Origin of the sequence: Leptospira johnsonii (assembly GCF_003112675.1) — a bacterium.
Lineage (GTDB): Bacteria > Spirochaetota > Leptospiria > Leptospirales > Leptospiraceae > Leptospira_B > Leptospira_B johnsonii.
On record NZ_BFAY01000012.1, the window covers coordinates 250149 to 268431 of the forward strand.

An 18283-nucleotide genomic window follows, 5' to 3' on the forward strand; every position below is an offset into this window, starting at 1 on the left:
CGGTAATTATTAGACCGCTCTAGGTTCCTTCTTTAAGAAAGAAGCGAGAAGAAAAAGTCCTGCAAGTAATAAATATGCCCAAACAAATGGACCCAGATTTAGCTGAAAAGAGCTCAAAATTGCGTTCCCAGCTAAGGAATAAGAATGTATAAATCCTGTCCCGGCAAGAAATGCACCGATCAAACTTGCAATGATCGCCTTCTTAAAATCTCGATCAATCACGAATGTAGCGATCGCAGCCCAAACCATGGAAGAAAGTAAAAATCCTTGGGACAGACTCAAAAGCCCGCCGAGAGAATACGGAAAAATTGGCTGATCTAAAGGCACAGTGGATAACCAAATATTCGGGGTAGTAGAGGCAGCCGGTGTACCTTCTACCGCTTTTGCTAGAATGGGAGCTGCATAATTGAATGCACTTTGGATCATCAAAACTCCCCATCCTGCAAGAGCAGGAAGAAGTCCGATCACAACTGCAGGCGCATGTCTAGTAGGAGTCGCTTCGAATGCTTGGGCTCCGATCACGATACCGATCCAAAGTACGATTGCCATTCCCGCTTCTACAGGGATAAGAGCGCACACAAAACTGACCAAACCGAAGAAAGCGATTAGAGTCATAAAGATACCGTTCAAGCTGGAGTAACCGGATCTAGCTCCTAATGCCTTCCAACCTGGATGGCCAATATATATTGTAGTTGGGAAAGGAGATCCGAATAGGGAACCTACAATTGTTCCAACTCCGTTCATCATGAGAGAATTTCTGGTGTTGAATTTATCTCCTGCAGCTTCTGCGGATTCTATATTCTGCAAAGAACCGATTACGTTAAAAATTCCCATAGGTAAGATCACGGATAAATATTCTCTAATCCCGATATGACTCCAAGCTTCGAATAAGTCTCCGCCGCTCCATACCGGAAAATTAAAGCCAAAATCGATTGAGGAATGTAACGCAGCCCCATCCATCATTTGTTTTCCGGTGAAATGGGGAAGATACCATGCAAGTAAGGTCCCCACGATTACTGAGATAAGTCCACCTGGGATCTTAAAAGGAAATACTACTCTTCCAAAATATTGCAGAAGTATAATTCCGAACGGAACGAATGCAACGAGTGGATTTAAGAATGTGCGGACTAAAAAGTCCATGGAGATAAATGTAAGCGCGATCCCTGCGAGAGCGGAGAGAAGTGCGGCTCTAGGAGTTGCCTTGCGGATCTTCTCCGCAATAAATGCTCCGAAAAATTCGATGAGCCCGGATACAAAACTTGCTAGTAGGCCGATTGACCAAGCAGCTTTATAACTATTCGTTTTTTGGTAAACCGGGAACATTACAAAAAAGACGAATGCGAACAAAGAAACGGTATTGATCCCGTAAGGCAATGCTGTGACATCACTTCTGTTTTCTGAAAGTGCAAGTTGTCTTGCCTGCCAAGCATAGAAAAGATTTCCTATAAGTAGAGAGATTGCAGCTCCTGGGATCACAACTCTGAATACGAAATCCTGAGGCATTCCGCAAAAACCGATACACAATGCTACCAGGACCAAAATTTGGATCAGGTTATCGATCATCAGGCCGAAGAATCCATCCAGGTCCCCGGCAACGAACCATTTGTATTTGCTCATTTCTTTGTTTTACTCCCGAAGTCTACTTGGATTACATTATCTTTTCGTTTTGAAGATCCGGATCCTATATCAGAAACTTCTTCCTTGGTTTCTGCCGGAGATGTTTCCTCTTTTTTAGGAGGGATATCCGGTTTGCCCAAATAAATTCTCATTTGTGTGACAGTCTGTTGGGACTTGTCGAAATATCTGAAAATCGCGTCCCATGGCAGAAAGACTTCTTCCCAGGTGTAGCCGAACTGTAGTTCTGCATACACCCATTCTGCTTCTATTTTGATATCTCTTGCAGCGCGGGGTCCTATAACTAGTATGATACCTGATTCTGGTTCTTCTCCCACTAATCCTCTTTTACCGATCTTTAGGTCGGGATGAGGCATTACGTGTACATAGAAGGTGCCGAACCTTTCCCAGTACACTGAAAAGAGTTGTTTTTTGAATTCTCGAAGTGCCTGTATGTCTTCTAAATTCGGACTATCCATCGTTTTTCAACTTACGCGAGGTTTCCTCGCTAATATATTCTTTGTGTATTTTATACTCAGGCACGAGCGCCTTAAAAGAGGAGAAAATCTCCTCTTCTCGATCCGATTTTGCCGCTTCTAATAATGCGTTAAATCTTGCCTGGAAGCTGCTAGGATCTCCTTCCTCTAAGGGGGCTGCAATCCTGATTTTAGGATGATGTGTTTTTTTGATCCCTTCTAGATCTAACAGCAGTTCTTCGAAGAGTTTTTCTCCGGGTCTTAAACCTGTGAACACGATCGGAATATCCGTATAAGGCCTGAATCCTGAAAGTCGGATCATATCTTCTGCAAGATTTAGGATGCGGATCGGTTCTCCCATTTCTAGGAGAAAAATTTCTTCCTTCTCTCCCATGGCTGCCGCTTGCAAAACCAATTGTGTCGCTTCCGGGATTGTCATAAAATAGCGGATAATATCTGGATGGGTCACAGTTACAGGGCCGCCATTACTGATCTGTTCTCTAAATCTAGGAATGACTGAACCGCTGGAGCCTAACACGTTACCGAATCTTACTGTGATAAATTTGGTTTTGGTTCCTTGGGAGATCGCTTGCAGATATAACTCTGCAACTCTTTTGGAAGCGCCCATTATGTTTACTGGATTGACTGCCTTGTCCGTGGAAATTAAAACAAAACGTTCAGTCCCATAAATTCTAGAGATATCCGCTAAGTTTTTGGTTCCGAGTACATTATTTAATACCGCTTCGGATGGATTGATCTCCATCATAGGCACATGTTTGTAAGCTGCAGAATGAAATACAACTTGTGGACGGTCCGTTTCGAAAACGGATCCTATCCTCAATGGATTTTTAATATCTGCGATCACCGCTCTGAACTGTATTCCGCTGTCTTTAAACACTTTTCTGAGTTCGTAATCGATTTCATAAAGAGGAGTTTCTGCGGAATCGAGCAGGATCATTTTTGCAGGATGGAATACCGCAACCTGTCTGCATAATTCGCTTCCGATAGAACCGCCGGCACCTGTGACTAGCACTGTTTTACCTGCGATATAAGAACGGATGGATTCTATTTCCAGGTCTACGACCGGACGACCTAATACGTCCTCTACCCGGATCTCTCTTAATTGTTGTACTTTGGGTGGATCGAAAAATAGAGACCCTAAAGAGGGTAGGATCTTAAAATCCACATTCTCTGATTCAAAACTTTTGATCAGTTTACCGATCTGTTTCCCGTCTGGATTACTGAATGCGATCAGCACTTTTTTAATTTCAAGAGAACGGATCAGAAATTCTGCCTGGTCAATTTTTCCAAGTACGGGAACACCTTGGATATGGGCGCCTATCTTGGATTCGTCATCGTCCAAAAGACCTAAGGGTAGAAGATTCAGATCGTTATGCCTTCTTAACTCGGTGAGCAGTGTAGCCCCCGTTTTCCCAGCGCCTAGGATCAGTGTTGGAATTCCTTCTCCCTCTTTTTTGCGTAGAATGTACTGATCTCTCACTAATCTCCAGGAAAGGCTACGTATACACAAAAATCCTAGCAGAAGAAGTGTGTCTATGACCGGGATCATTCTGGAAAGATGTTCGAATCCGTTATAGAATAAGAGCGCGGTATTCGAGATCAGCGAGGAAAGTATGGTGGTCTTGATGATCTCGACCAAGTCGTGGATGGAAGCGTAAGCCCAGATCGATCTGTAAATATTCGAAAATAGAAATACTAGAGAACGACAAGAGACTACAATGAGTAGTGGAATAAAAAAGTCGTTCGGCTCCTGCAAAAATACAGTGGATTCAAAACGGATCAGGTGGGCTAGGAAATAGGAGAGGATCATGAAGCTTAAATCCAAAGGGAAAAGAAGGCTTCGACGATTCCATTGACCCATTAAGTAAAAAAAATGTCGCTAGTGAGGAAAAGTCCAATCTTTTTAACGTTTTTTGAGTTGCTTAAAAACCCGATCTGATTCGAAACTTTAAAGGGCTTTTATTCTAGTGAAAGAATTGATCGTCAATTTACAAGGCAAACTGGATTCTTTACTCGGAAACACTTTCCGAGAAAAAACGGATCCTTTACTTCGAAGTGAGCCCCATAAAATTCTCTTGGATGCCAGAGACCTCCAAGTTTGGGACGAGAACGGTTTACTTTCTCTCAAAAATTCTTCTCTCTCTCATTTGAGTTCCAAATACGCTGCCTGCGGATTATCCGAAAGTCTGATGGGAGATTGGAATCGTCTAGGCCTACGGGAAAAAATCCCGTACTTCAAAACCAGAGAAGAAGCTAAATATTATCTAGTCTCCGGGCAAAATTTGGATCGGAGTTTCGAACCTAACGAGAGCACTACGGCCTGTCCAGCTTGCCTCCAGATCCTAAGAGTGCAGGGAAAAGGAAATTACCGTTGTCCTTCCTGTGGCCATACCTTCTACCTGACCGCAGATTATAGAACGGCTAGTTACGAGAAATTATTCTAATCCATTCGGAAATAAATTTCCAAATTTTATAGGCTTGCCAGAAAAAAATCAGACTGGCGCTGTTACTATTATATGGGTACACAGACTTCTAACAAGCACAGTTTCGGACAAAAAATATTAGATCTTACTCTAGTTCTTCCGAAACTCTTTTATTCCGGGATCAGGGCAAAACTAGCCTTGTTTACAGGAAGTCTGATCGTTCTGACCATTCTAATCCTCTCTTTCATTTATGTGAGACAACAGACCGAAATTCTCACCGAAAGTTATGACAGAGAAGCAGCTATTTCCAGAAAGTACATCTCTTCTCTCGTTCTGGAATTGGATAATATTTCCCAAAGTTTGATCCGGATCGAAGAATTCAGGGACCGGGTCAGTAAACAAACGGAAGCATTAAAAAAATATAAAACAACCAAGACCTTGGTCCAGGAAAAGAAGGTCTCCTTTTTTGGGATCAAGACCAGTTTGTTCGGCGCTCTGGGAAAAGATAAGGTCCGAAAGACCTTGGATACATATTATTCCGCTTATCTTTCCAAAGATGATATACAGATCCTGGAAAAAAATATCAAGTCCCAACTGCAGGAAGGCGGGGGAGATTCTTTGAATGAAAAAGAATTTTCCAAGCTGCAATCGATTGCAAAAAAATTCGTGTTTGCGGATAGAGAAGCCTCGAATGTTAGAAAGAGGATTTTTGAATTAAAAGAAAATCAGGAAAAACAAGATCCGAATGAAATTACAGGATTAGAAGAAGATCTGCGGAAAAAATCTCTTCTTACCAGAAAACTTAGATCCGAGTTGGACAGTTATATCGTGGACCATGTTGCGGAATCCAGAAAAAGAAAGATCACTGAGATCGGATTGGATACCGGAAGATTCAGGATCCAGACATTTCCAATATCTGGGATCATTCCGGGAGAAGGTTCCGAACCGAATGTAGACACTCAAATTTTCGATCCGGAATCTCCTCTGAACAAGATCCCTACCGAAGAAAATTTAGAAGAAAGTTTAAAAGCTGCCTTATCTTCTCTTTTAGAAGGTGTTGGAATTTTAGGAGAAGTAACTCCGAATTCTTTCCAGCAGGATGGGCTGGAATTACAGGCTTTATATTCTCCTCATTTTAGAAATCCTGCATCTACCGAAAGAGCAAAACTGATAGAGGCAAAACGGAAGAAATTAGGTTCTTGGAACGGATATCTTACCGAAGAAAGAGCGATCTTAGAAGAACTTTCTAAAATTCCTCCTGTATTGGAAAAAAGACTCAAAGAATTAAGAGAGAAAAAACCTCCTATCCCTCCTTTCAAGGACAAGGAATTCAAAACTCAATATACAAATTACGCCTCTTTGGTCCGAAAACGAAATCTATTATATTTAACGTATCTAAAAAACAATCCTCCTTCGGAAGAAGATGAACCTAATATAGAGGCAATCGGTTCCATTCGGGATTCCGCTTTGGAAGACCAGGTATTATTAAGATTCAGACCGGACGGTTCCGATTATACTAAATCCACTCAATCGGAAGAAGGTAAGGAAGCGTTTCATAAACGATGGGATGCATTGCGCCATTGGATTTATTCTGGAGAAAGTGAAACTCCTACTGCAAAATTAAAATCTCTCTTTCCGGACGGGATCATAGGAAACAGCAGAACAGAAGCGGAACAAATCCTTTGGAAATTGGATGCCAGTCCGCTTTTATCCGATAATTCGGACGATCTTCCGACTGTTGTGCTCGCTTCCAATTTTGCTGGTATCATCCGTACAATAGTGGATCGTACAGAAGGTTTACAATCAATTCGCAGCAATCGGAATAGAGCGGTTGTCTCGGCTCTTGGGATCTGCGGTTTTTCCATTTTCTTAGCTGTGTTTATCTCGGGTTTCGTGGTCCAAAAGATCAAACGTTTGATCTCCAACGCGGAACAAGTTGGTAGGGGAGACCTAAACGTAGAATTCGAGCAGGGTGGCAGTGACGAATTCGGGAATCTTTCCGTCGCACTCAACCAAATGGTGACCGGTCTTCGAGAAAGGGAGAAGATCAAGGGAATTCTAGGAAGTATGATCGATCCTGTGGTGATTGGAGAGGCAATGAAGGATCTTGCCGCTCTCAAAAGAGGTACCGAAAAAAGGGTGACCGCATTCTTCTCCGATGTAGCAGGATTTTCTAATATTAGCGAAAAGTTAAGTTCTGTGGAATTATCCGAATTATTGAATGAATATCTTTCCGCAATGACATTGATCCTGAAGGACCATGACGGGGTTTTGGATAAGTACATCGGGGATGCGATTGTCGGTATCTTCAACGCGCCGGTAGATGTAGAAGGTCATTGTTTAAAAGCGACTCGTGCTTCCATTAAAATGTTGGAAAAACTGGAAGAGTTACGATCTGGGTGGAAGAAGGCCCAAAAATATATTCCTGACGCAAGGGATATGCAGATCCGGATCGGTTTGAATACTGGACTTGCCAAAGTTGGATTTATGGGAACGGATGCTCTAGCTTCTTATACAATGATGGGAGACACAGTAAATCTTGCAGCTCGTTTGGAAGCAGCAGGTAAAGATTACGGAGTATCTATCTTGGTTTCTGACTCTGTCTATTCTGAAATTAAGGATTCTATTTTTACAAGAAAATTGGATTTAGTACGAGTGAAAGGGAAGAACGAACCGGTAATCTTATACGAAGCGATCTCCGAATTGAAAGGTGTCGCCTCCGCCAAAAAAGAAGTCATCGGTTTATACGAAGAAGGTTTAACATTATACTTAGATCGCAAATGGGATGCTGCTGTTAAGAAGTTCAAAGAATCCGAAAAAGCAAAAGGTGCCGAGGACAAAGCAGTTCAAATACTTGTAGAAAGATGTAATGAGTATAAAAAAACCCCGCCTCCAGCTTCTTGGGACGGAGTGTATACCCGAGATCATAAGTAATCTTAATCTAGTTTAAAACCGGTTAATCTTTCAAAACGGTTTCGGAGAGAATATTCTAAAAGTTTTTCTTCCGAAACCAAAAATGCAGATCTTTTTGCTCGAGTGATCGCAGTATATAAGATCTCTTTTTTAAATAATTCTAGAGAAACTTCTTCCGCGTTTATATCAGTCGGATCTGGAGGATAAATAATAAAAACGGAATCATATTCTGAACCTTGGGATTTATGCACTGTGATCGCAAATGCAGGTTCGTGAGGAGGTAGAGTGTCCAAAGCAAAATCTCGGATCTCTCCGTCTATAAAGAATAACGCTCTGAGTTCGCTTCCTCCATTCGGAGTTTGGAGTTCCAAAACAAGACCGGTATCCCCGTTATAAACTCCTCTCACTCTATCATTTTTTGTGATGAGTATTGGCAGTCCTGAAAAATAAGTTTTGGTCCCGATCTGGACCAAATTTCCTTTTTTATGATGGAGAATGAGTTCCGTTAATTCTTTATTGATGTACTCGCTTCCGAAAATCCCGTTTCGAAGAATAGTTAGTATCTTAAATCGATTTAAGTCCTTGTTTAAATATTCTTTTAATTCCTGAGGAGAATTCGGATTGGGAAGTTTGGAAAATATAGGCAGAATCTTTTCTTCCGCAGTTCTTTTTAAAAATTCTTTCCATTCTTTTTTATAATCCAATCGTATTTGATAAAATCCGTTTGCGGAATTTGAGAAAGGCAGATCTGAATGCGTTGCTTTCGGAAGAATCTCTTGGAATTCAGACAGCAGGATATTCTTTTTTACACAAAGTTCGGCTGCTTTGGAGATAGAAGAGAATTCTTCTTCTTGTCTATGACTTGTTCTCAATTCTATTAGATTTTCAGAATTTAGTTTTTTTAAGGATTTAACTAAGTCGGATAAAACTGCCCCTGCCTCTACGCTTGGCAATTGGTTCGGGTCTCCTAAGAGTATGAATCTAAATTTTTCGGAACCGAAGGGTAGGGCCTCCATCAATCTGTACATCATATGCAGATCCACCATGGATACTTCGTCCAAGATGATCACTCGATATGGGAGTGAAAAATTTTTGCCATATTTATAATTTCTTTTTCTAGGATTATATTCTAAAAGCCTATGCAATGTAGAAGTAGGGATCTCGGAGATGGAATCATCCAATTTGTTCTTTGCACGCAGATTTGAGATCGTGTTCTCCAAAGATTCTTTTAATCTTTGAGCGGCTCTTCCTGTGGGGGCTGCAAGTCCGATCTGTTTTCGATCGTAGCCGAAACGTAAAAGGCCACGGATCACATTCGCTACTACTGTGGTTTTTCCGGTGCCCGGTCCGCCAGTAAGAACAAAAAATGGATACTGAAGAGCTTTTTCTAGAGCTTCTTTTTGTTCTCCTTCTCCGCAAAGTATGTATTCTTTATTTCCTCTTTTAATCGAGAGGGGATTGGAAGATATAAGTTCTTTTAATACATCCTGGACTTTTTCAGGTTTTGTTGCGGCATCTGTTTTAAGTAAGTTCTTAAAACCTTCTTCCACCGCAGTTAGCTGGCCAAATATTTTAGAAAAATATAATAGATTATCTCGTTTTTTATATAGTATATCTGAAAAAGGATCTTTTTCAGAGAATGGGACCGCTAGGTTTCCGGTTTTAGCCGCTTGTATGAGGGAGAGATTCCAAGAGAATAAAACCTCGTACGGAATTCCTCTTGCGAAAGTTGAAAATTCCTTGGTCAGAAATCCTGCATATTCCTGATCTAATAAAGTTTCGAGGGATTCTTCTTTCATTCTTTTTCCGCCGAAATTCTATTTTTCAGATCCAAGGTCTCTTTTATTTTTTCTTTGGAAATTTTTACGAATTCCGGATCTAGGTCCTGATAAAAAATCCCGCGTCCGGCCCGGCCTGGATCTGTTCCTCGGAGAAATACAAAATACATTCCCCCTAAAAGTTTAGGATCGTATTCTTTTCCATATTTGAATTTCAGCCAGTCGTCTAAAACTACAGAATAGATGGCCAACTGCAAAGAGTAAGATTCTTGTATTTTCTCTTTCAAATGTGCTTCCGAATAAGGATCTTCTCCGAAATTTGAAGAGAGAAGGTTGGACTTCCAATCTAAGATCCAATATTTTCCTTCCGAAAGAAATATTAGATCCAAGGTTCCTTTCAGTAAGTCTGAATTCCCGGATTGTTCGGGGATTTTCAAAAAGAAATCCACCTCATGTTTTCTTTCCAAACTGGAAATTTCAGAAAGTGTGATTTTTTTCTCTGAATGAGATAGAGGAGTTTTGAGCGTATTCCAAAATAATTCGGAAATCCTATTTGCAAAAGTGTCCAATTGTTCCGAACTATTTCCATATCCGTAAGACTTTAGAATATTCTTATATGACTTTAAGATATTCTCCGGGATCTGTTTTGCGGACTTTGCGTTTTTATAAAGGTTGAAATCTTCGGTTTCCAGAAGTTGATGTAGCAAATTCCCCATTTTATTGGAAGAGGGGAGTTCTTCTTCTTTGGATTCCTCTGGTGTTTCATCCGTTTTGAATGATTTTGTCTCGGAAATATGAAATCCTATACCCTCTGAAGTAAAAAACGAATCCAGGGAAGAATAACTTTCTAAGATGATTCTTCTTTTTTCAGCCTTGTCCGGCCAAATTTCGACAGAACGTAAAATTTCAGGAACTTCCGCTTTTGTTGGATTGGTAGTTAACCCTGAGATTGTTTTGTGATCTCTGATCCATTCCTGTTCATATTTTCCTTCTTCGTTTTCCCAAAATCTGGCTACAGAAGAATCTTCTGGAAATTCGGATACTGCCGCCTGAAAAGATTTTCTAAATAATTCCAAAGGACGTTTCGGATCAGGTTCTGCAAGTAATGGAAAATAAAATTTGTACATTGCCCGAGTTAAGGCCACATAGTACAACCTTTTGTCTTCGTTGATCGTATTAAAGACTGAAGTTTCTTCTTTATTATTTTCTAAATCTATAATACGTTTTTCACCTTCTCTATACTCCGAAAATTTCTTTCTTTGTGTTCCCCAACCGGAAAATCCACCGAATAAAAATACGATCGGAAATTCCAAACCTTTGCAGGAATGGATGGTGAAAATTTTGACTCTGTCCTCTTCAGAATCCTTTTCTAAATAATCTTTTTCATCCTCTTTGGATACCATTTTGGATTCTAAGTAAGTGATGAGTTCTCTTAAAGTTTGGTCCGACTTCGACGCTTTTTCAGTTAAGAAGAAAAATATCTGTTTGAAGTTTGTGATCTTTCTTTCCCAATCCTGTCTAGATTCGTCCGGAAGCGGAGAAGCTAACCTGCTTTCCGTTAGAATGGACCCGAATAGACCCGGAAAATCTTTTTTACGAGAGAATTTTCTCCAGGTTTCCAAAAGCCTTTTTTCTCCGGATTCTATGGGATACTCTTCATAATTTTGCAGATCCTCCGGGCGAACACAGAATAGATCCGATATTAATAATTTGTAAAATGAGTCTCTGCTTCCTTCTTCATTTAAACATTGTAATATTTCTCTGACTCGGATCGCTTCAGAAGATCCGAATAGCCCAGTTTGTTTTGGATAAGTATACGGGATCCCTCTTGCCTTGAACTGCCTTTTTAAAAATTCGGAATCACTTTCCCCTCGGACCAAAACTGAAATATCGGACCAACTCAGTTTATCGGGAGAAGAACTTCCTTCTTTTTTAATATAGATCTCCGACTTTTCGGAAACCAGATGAAGTATTTCATCCGCTAGAAATTTGGAATATTGGTCCTTTAATCGATCCGCATTACTTTCCTTAGAAAGAGAAAATGCATTTAAAGCGGCGCGGTTACTTTTGTCGGAATATAAAATCGCCTTTCCTGGAGTTTCAGGAGATTTTACATTCACGTATTCTATTGGCAAAAATCCGGTTTCGCTAATCGGGAACCATTCTCCCTTTTCACTTCCGAAAAGTGAATTATAGGAGGAGATGAGTTCTGGCAATGATCTACGATTTGTATCCAGCTCCGGATAAACGATAGAAGAATTTGCAAACTTTCCTCCAGTATCAAATTCTCTTTTTGCTGCCAAGTAAGTGCCTAAGTCCGCACCCCTGAAACCGTAAATGGATTGTTTTGCATCTCCGATTAGGAAAAGTTTTCCTTCCGATTCGACGCTAGAAGTTTCTAAGAATAATATTCTGAAAATATTATATTGATCCGGGTCGGTATCTTGGAATTCATCTATAATCCCGAAGCGAAACCGCTTTTTCAATTCTGCAACTAATTCCGGATTTTTTCCCAAGGAATTGGAAAGGCCGAGGATCATATCTCCGTATGTAATTGAATTTTCCTCTTCCTTGATCTTTACAGAATCTTCTGCAATATCTTCGGCAAGAGAAACCAGGAAAGAAGAAAGAGATGATCCTAACGAGTTTAAATTTAAGGAAAGTTTTCTGATTTTTTCTCTTTCTAATGTATAAGAAAGGTATCCAGATTCGGAAGTCGCTGTTTTTAGTTCTTCGTCGGAAAGAAGAATCGATTCTATTCCGAAACTTTCTCCTCTTTTTAGGTCTAGGATCTTTTTGAGAGCAAGTGTGAAAGGAAAAGGTAAAAAAGGATCGGAAGAATCGATAAGCTTTTTCAGAGAATCTTTGAATTCAATCTGCCGGCTGGAAAGAGCCTTGTACTTATTCGCATTGATCTTTTTTTTAAAAGAATCTTGGATTTCTAAAAATTTAGGAAGTATGGATTGGATTTCCAAAAATACATTTCTGATAGAATCGATGTCCGGAAATTTCTGAGGGCGGGGGAGAAATTGGATAGAATCAGGAGAAGAGACCTTCTTGGCCGCAAGACTGGACACAAAATTTTCCCATGTGGTCCCTTGGAATCCGTCATTATAAAAACGATTCGCTTGAGATAGTACAAAAGGTAAAAGTTCTTTAGGATATTTTCCTCCAAACTCGCTACGCATCCTTCTATATAATGCTTTCGATACCGCAGAAAATTCTTCCACTAGTTCTGAATTTTCGGAACTACCTGATTCTAATGAATATTCTTTTAAGATCTTACGTGCGAATCCATGAATGGTAGAAATATAAGCTTGGTCTAATCGGGATGCCTGGTTTAAAAAATAATCAAGCTCCTTAGACTCCTCCTCACTAGGAGATTCAAGCTTTTCCAATCTAAGGATCGTATTTTTTAGCTCCGCTCGGATCCTTCCTTTTAGTTCCGAAGCCGCTTTATCTGTATAAGTAAGTACTAATATAGATTCTATTCCGAATGGAGTTTTATCGGAATGAAGAGATGCTTTAAAAGAATCTTTTAATATTTTCAGGACCAAAAATACGATTGTATGCGTTTTTCCAGTACCCGCAGAGGCTCCGATAAAACCGTTTTTTGTAATGTCGATCTGATCTGCAAAAGAATTTGTCCCTGTTTCCAGTTTACTTTTCTGCATAGAAAACCTTCTCCAGTGGATGATAAAGTTTTAGGCAGAGGTAAAAATCGCTTTCACTTACATAATTTTGAGGATAAGGAAGAAGTCGGATAATCTCATCCAGATAAATTTCAGGATCATACTGAACGGATTCTTGGGCCCAGGTTTTATATTCGCTAGAAAGTAGATCTAAACTTTTTTTATCGCTTAGATCAATTTCAGTTCTATCCGGAAAATCTTCCCAGATACCAGGAGAGATCAAAGAGATGGATTGATCCAAAAATTCTTGTAATAGAGCGGATAGAAATTTTTTGCGATCTACTTCTCCACCTTCTCTATTCATGTTCAAGATGGTAGGCTTATCTCCGTATCCGAATATTACAATCACCGACCTTGGAGTGTTTTTGGAAGGAATAAGATCCAGAAGAGATTGGATCAAATACGGTTCGATCAGGTTTTTAAATTTCTTCTTAGAATTTGGGTAAACAAGAACAAGGGCGCCATCGCCTTCTTTTTTCAGGAAAACGTCTTCTTTTAAACCGGTGATCTCGATCTTAGATCCATTCGAAATTTCTAATGCAATAGGAGGTAAAGAAAGTAAATTCCCTTTTTTAGGTGATACTCCAAAGGTAAATCCGGACAGAATTTCCGCATCCGAGAGTATTTCGGAAACAACCTCCGAAATTTTTGCCACTTTCTCCGACTTAGTTACAAATTCCGCGTCTCCATAAACCCCTCTCGGAATATGACCTCTTTTCTCCCAAATAGAAAATAAACCGTTTAAAGAATTTTGGATCTCCTTTTCGGTCTTTTTCATGGAATAAGACCATAACTCTTTCATGAATTTAAAGTTATCCGCTATCCTAAATGGTTCTTCTATCGCACTTTCGGATTCCGAAATTTCTTCCGAATACAATCCGAATCTTTTCTGTAAGTGATAAGAAAGTGGAGATTTGGCAAACCGGACCAGATCATTCCAATCTATCGTCTCCGGAATGGGATTTTCTTTTTTTGCAGAAGGAACTGGCTGAAAATTCCCTAACACTAGTTTGCGATAGTATTCCTTATCTTCCTCTTTTCCATAGAGAAGAGAAGAAGAAAGATCGAAACTTTTACGGAACTTCTCCGCAAATTTTACGGATGGGATTTCTCTTTGTGTAAAGTATTCCTTACTATGTTTGTTTAAAGGGATCTTAATCCTAACGGAAGTTTCGGGAGCCAATACATTTTCCTTTAACGCTTGTTCCAGTAAAAGTAAGGAGGAGGAAGGAGCAATACTTTCGTCTTTTGTAATATCTTCTGCAACGAAGGACAGTACCAGGCTTTGTTTGGCGGAAAGGACAGTTTCGTATAATAAAGATTGGTTTAGACCTCTTACATTTATATCTCCTTCTCTGGGAGCTATATGTCTGAGATTGAATGCGGAAGTATCATCTGTTCCTGGGAACAAACCTTCTCCTAATCCTAAAATGTATACATGCCGGAAAGGAATAGGACGCATTGGTTGCAAAGACGATATTGTGATTCCGCCGGTTAGATATTGACCTTTTCGGACTTGGATCTCTCCTCCTGTCTGTTTGAAAAACGCTTCTAGAAACTTAAGTCTATCCTTGGGACTTTTAGGGTCCCAATTTATGGATTTTAACTCATATAATGAATCTATAATATTTTGCTCCAGCTCTACTTCGATCGGATTAGATGAATTAGAAGAAAATAATTCTCTCAGCAGATCCGATAGAGAATCTAAAATTTTTTCTCCAGAGGACTTCGGATCCGAGACGAGGGAGGAAAAATCTTCCAATAAAAAGGATACACGTTTCCAAATTCCGATCCATGTAGATACGGAAGAACCCGACCCGGAATCGAAAGGGGAGATAGGGAGATCTTCTTCTTCGGCAGATAATATATTTCCAGCAGCTAAACGTAAGAACCCTTTTCGAAAAGAGAATGCAAGAGGTTGTTCTTCTGCTAATGAATCGTCTTGGTATAATTCCAAATCTTCTGAGAATTTTGCCCATTCTTCTACAAATGAAGGTTCTAATTCCCATTTGGCTTGAAAGCATGGGTTCCTAAGCAGTTTGAAAATATCCGCTCTGGATCTTTCTTTTGAGAGTAACGGAAATAAGGAGAGTATCCCGCCTATATAGGCGCTTGTTTCCGACGCGAGAACATCTCTTATGCTATAAGGTAGGGTCTTTATAGAACTACCGGACTTCTCTGTAAGTTTTGCTTGGATCCCGCCTTCAAACACGAACTCTAAGGCCGCTCTATATTCGGAAAGGTCTGAACAGAATATCCCAAAATCAGTTAATTTGGTTTCCTTAGATTCGGATAAGAGAGATAGAATATGATGGAATACTGCTTCTACTTCTCTGACTTTTCCCGGCGCTTCTAAGATTTGTAAACTTTCATCCGGAAGGAAACGAGAAGAAGTTTTGTATTCCGATCGTCCAAGATATTCTTTGAACTCGGACAGAACTGTTTTCGCAACTTTTTCTTTTTTGGAAGAAGTTGAAAATTCTGCGCCGGAGATTTCCCAGGATTTTTTTAAGGAGCGAAATGAATTTGCCCAGTTTCTACAGATTTGGCTTCTTTCCGTTCCGGTAACCGGTTCTCCATCAGGCACTCCGAATTGAAAGACTTCTAAATGGATTTCAGGTAGAAGGTTTTGAAAAATAGAAATATATGTACTCGAAAGTTGAGACAATGCGAATAGATACACATTCTTTGCGGAATGTTTTTTGGCCTTGGACTCGGAGCCAAGATTTCGCATTGAATATTGAATCAAAGTTTCTTTAGAAGGATATGAGTTTGTAAGATAAGAATAGAGTTCTTTCTGAAAGAAAAAAATTTCCGACTGAGTAGCGACTTCTTCCCAGATATCTTCTCCAGGTAATCTTAGAAGTGAATATTTTTCTCCCAACCAATTTCGGATCCAGTCTTGTCTATGTAGTTCATAGTCCTTGAAATATTTTGCCAAACGTCCGGACAGATCCAAGAGACGAACCGGGTCCGGAGTTTTTCTTCCGGAAGGTAAAAGATAATTTTTGAGGATGGGATACTTTTGGAGAAATTCCTGATCTCCTAGCAAGGTTTCGTAAATCTGGAATTTTCTGGATTCTCCCTGGAGGAATGGTCTGGATTTCGGATCTATCTCTGGAGAAAATTTTTCAAGAAGTAGTTCTTCTAAAAATTTCTCCAAGAACAAAAATCGAATATTGAATACCACTCCGAATCTTTGGACCAGATCCAGGTTCAACCAGGTCTCCATACTCTTGTTCGGGATGATCACTGTGGGAGAATACAATCCATCCTGCCTCGAGATCTCTTCTCTCAAGGATTTGGATAATTCTTCGGACAAATCCGAAAGATCGTCGGAACTATGGACTCGTATGCTCATCTTCGATCGGTTCTACCAGAAATTCCGAAATTACGGACCGGTAAAACAAAGTTTTGGTCCGAGAGGGGAGCTCTTGTAGGCTTACAAATCGCCAATCCAGAGGATTTTATTTAATGCGACATAATGTCGATTATCGGAAGTTGGGGTAGTTGGTTCGAAAGTTGGCTAGATGGCCTTGCCGGACCTTTCTCCTATATGCAGATCCACACCCGAACTTTCCATTGTATACAATAGATTTCGCAGTATACCGAAGGATTCTTGTTTCAAGTTGTCGAAGTGCCTACAATTCCCTCGGACAAAAATTTCCAAACCTCAAAGATCCTGCTACATCGAAAGTTCAGAATCTCCGATCAGAAATTTCTTCCTTTCAAAAAAGTTCGTATACTTAAGATCTTTTTTGTATACAGTCTTCAGAAGTGAGTCGGAATTTCGGACCTCCTCATTTGGAAGCGGAGAATAAGGCGGACTTACATTTTTCTCCTAAAAGATTTTTGTTCTCTTGGAGGCAACGGATAACAGCTGTTTCTCGATTGGAGCAATATTTCTCCCTATCTTCTTTGCAGGCTTCCATTCTTAACCTTGCTTTATCCCTGACTTCTTGTAACAATTCTCTGCAGTCTTCGGAAAGATTTTCCTCATTCTTCTTCAAACATGAGAGAACATCTCCCTTAGGACTTTCCTTACAGTACTTTTCTTTATCTACACGGCATTGGTCTGTATGTGAGTGAGTCGGTCCTTCTTCATGAGCGACAACGTGAATATTGAATGATGAAAAAAGGCACAAATACGCCGTAACTACTCCAATTCTGCCTTTATTTGAAGTTATGGATAACATGATGACTAACCTCGCTATAAGACCAGAAACCATTTCTTTCGGTTTCTTTTTTTCTGAAAGATAGAATTACTTCTAAAACGAAAAACCGAAGTCTAATAGATGTTGAAAGAAGAAGGAAGACACATTATTATTCGTCGGAACTGAGACAGAAAAACGTAAATGTTCCGTACTTCGATTAATAATAGTGAGTCGTTCACAAACTTTCTAACACGCGATGTTTCTGAGGTCATGTTAACTGCTTCCTGTAGTCCTTAGAGGGACAAACTTTGGAAGAGCATTTGAGTCTCTAAGTTGTTTAGTATACTTTAAAGGAGGTTTTGCGAATCTCTTTTGTATCGCCCGGACCTGATAAAGAAGCTTTTTGTTTTTTCCTACAGCAATTTGAAAAAGAGTTTCGGTATTGGTCCAGGTAAGGAACACTATCCACCGACTTAAAAATAAAATAACACCTGACGGTGCATAAGAAATCGCAAGGCAAGGATATGGATTACGAAAAGGAAAAAAAGAAACTCCTCTCTGCGAAAACGCCAGAGCAGTACATTGAATTTTCCATCAAATCAAAACTAGAAGGACCTAAGAAGTCCAGTATTACCACAGAATGGTTAAATAAATCCGGTTATTCAATAGATGACATAAAATATGCAAGAAATAGGCATCCATTTTGGAGGGAAAAAAGAAACAAAGGCTCATACGAAAGGAACAGCCGGCGCTTAGAATACCATAACTATTATAAGACGGACGAGAAGATCGTTTGGGACGATGCCAAACTTTCCAAGTTTTACGACCTGAATCAGGAAGGAAATGCGGATCATGAGTTGGCGAGACTTTTCAAAACATCCATTCCTGCTGTGAACCATATTCGTAGAAAGTTCCGTTTTTCTACCATTCTATTAGAACTGGAAAAGAAGAAACCAAACAAAGCTGCGGTTATCAAACTCAGTGCTCATTCAGAGTCAGTACTCAAACGTTTGATCAAGGAAAAAGGAAAAAAATAATGTCCTAGCCCGTCGATCATCCGAAAGACGGGCCTTGTCAATAAATTTCAGGAGAGATTCTCCTAAAAGTCCTTCCTCAAGACGAATATCTTCCCTATTTTATAGTCTTTTACTATACTTCCATTTCTGGTAAAAAGTTGCGCGTCATCTGCCAGAGAGAATCTTGGAACTGATC

Annotated in this window: 10 protein-coding genes; 3 read left to right on the forward strand and 7 right to left on the reverse strand. The window is 39.9% G+C overall.

Translation table 11 applies throughout. The annotated features are described in order from the left end of the window. Nucleotides 1-9: 9 nt before the first annotated feature. The 3 genes from LPTSP_RS18325 to LPTSP_RS18335 are packed head-to-tail and all read right to left on the reverse strand — an operon-like array spanning nucleotide 10 to nucleotide 3972. Nucleotides 10-1617 (reverse strand): permease, encoded by a 1608-nt coding sequence (locus LPTSP_RS18325; RefSeq protein ID WP_108930183.1) that lies wholly within the window; start codon nucleotides 1615-1617, stop codon nucleotides 10-12. Continuing rightward, nucleotides 1614-2093, reverse strand: a complete 480-nt coding sequence (locus tag LPTSP_RS18330) for a ClpXP protease specificity-enhancing factor SspB (RefSeq protein WP_108930184.1) — start codon at nucleotides 2091-2093, stop codon at nucleotides 1614-1616. The genes LPTSP_RS18325 and LPTSP_RS18330 overlap by 4 nt, the downstream gene beginning before the upstream one ends. Next, nucleotides 2086-3972, reverse strand: coding sequence for a polysaccharide biosynthesis protein (locus LPTSP_RS18335; RefSeq protein WP_108930185.1), 1887 nt, complete (start codon nucleotides 3970-3972; stop codon nucleotides 2086-2088). The genes LPTSP_RS18330 and LPTSP_RS18335 overlap by 8 nt, the downstream gene beginning before the upstream one ends. Nucleotides 3973-4078: 106 nt before the next feature. Between LPTSP_RS18335 and LPTSP_RS18340 the strand changes: the two genes are divergently transcribed. Continuing rightward, the gene (locus tag LPTSP_RS18340) at nucleotides 4079-4555 is read left to right on the forward strand and encodes an STAS domain-containing protein (RefSeq protein ID WP_108930186.1); all 477 of its coding nucleotides are present in this window, start codon (nucleotides 4079-4081) and stop codon (nucleotides 4553-4555) included. A gap of 72 nt (nucleotides 4556-4627) precedes the next feature. Beyond that, entirely contained in the window at nucleotides 4628-7468 is a 2841-nt protein-coding gene (locus LPTSP_RS18345) for an adenylate/guanylate cyclase domain-containing protein (RefSeq protein ID WP_108930187.1), read from the forward strand. 2 nt (nucleotides 7469-7470) lie between these two features. Here the strand turns inward: LPTSP_RS18345 and recD are convergent, their stop codons facing one another. From recD to LPTSP_RS18365, 4 genes are all read right to left on the reverse strand, one after another. Continuing rightward, nucleotides 7471-9246 (reverse strand): exodeoxyribonuclease V subunit alpha, encoded by a 1776-nt coding sequence (recD, locus tag LPTSP_RS18350; protein ID WP_108930188.1) that lies wholly within the window; start codon nucleotides 9244-9246, stop codon nucleotides 7471-7473. Beyond that, entirely contained in the window at nucleotides 9243-12899 is a 3657-nt protein-coding gene (locus tag LPTSP_RS18355; RefSeq protein ID WP_108930189.1) for a UvrD-helicase domain-containing protein, read from the reverse strand. Before LPTSP_RS18355 ends, recD begins: the two co-directional genes overlap by 4 nt. After that, the gene (locus LPTSP_RS18360; protein ID WP_108930190.1) at nucleotides 12886-16278 is read right to left on the reverse strand and encodes an exodeoxyribonuclease V subunit gamma; all 3393 of its coding nucleotides are present in this window, start codon (nucleotides 16276-16278) and stop codon (nucleotides 12886-12888) included. Before LPTSP_RS18360 ends, LPTSP_RS18355 begins: the two co-directional genes overlap by 14 nt. A gap of 439 nt (nucleotides 16279-16717) precedes the next feature. Beyond that, entirely contained in the window at nucleotides 16718-17062 is a 345-nt protein-coding gene (locus LPTSP_RS18365) for a hypothetical protein (protein WP_245915634.1), read from the reverse strand. 533 nt (nucleotides 17063-17595) lie between these two features. Here LPTSP_RS18365 and LPTSP_RS18370 point away from each other — a divergent pair. Next, on the forward strand, nucleotides 17596-18108 hold the full coding sequence (locus tag LPTSP_RS18370) for an LB099 family protein (RefSeq protein ID WP_108930191.1): 513 nt from the start codon (nucleotides 17596-17598) through the stop codon (nucleotides 18106-18108). Nucleotides 18109-18283 lie beyond the last annotated feature (175 nt).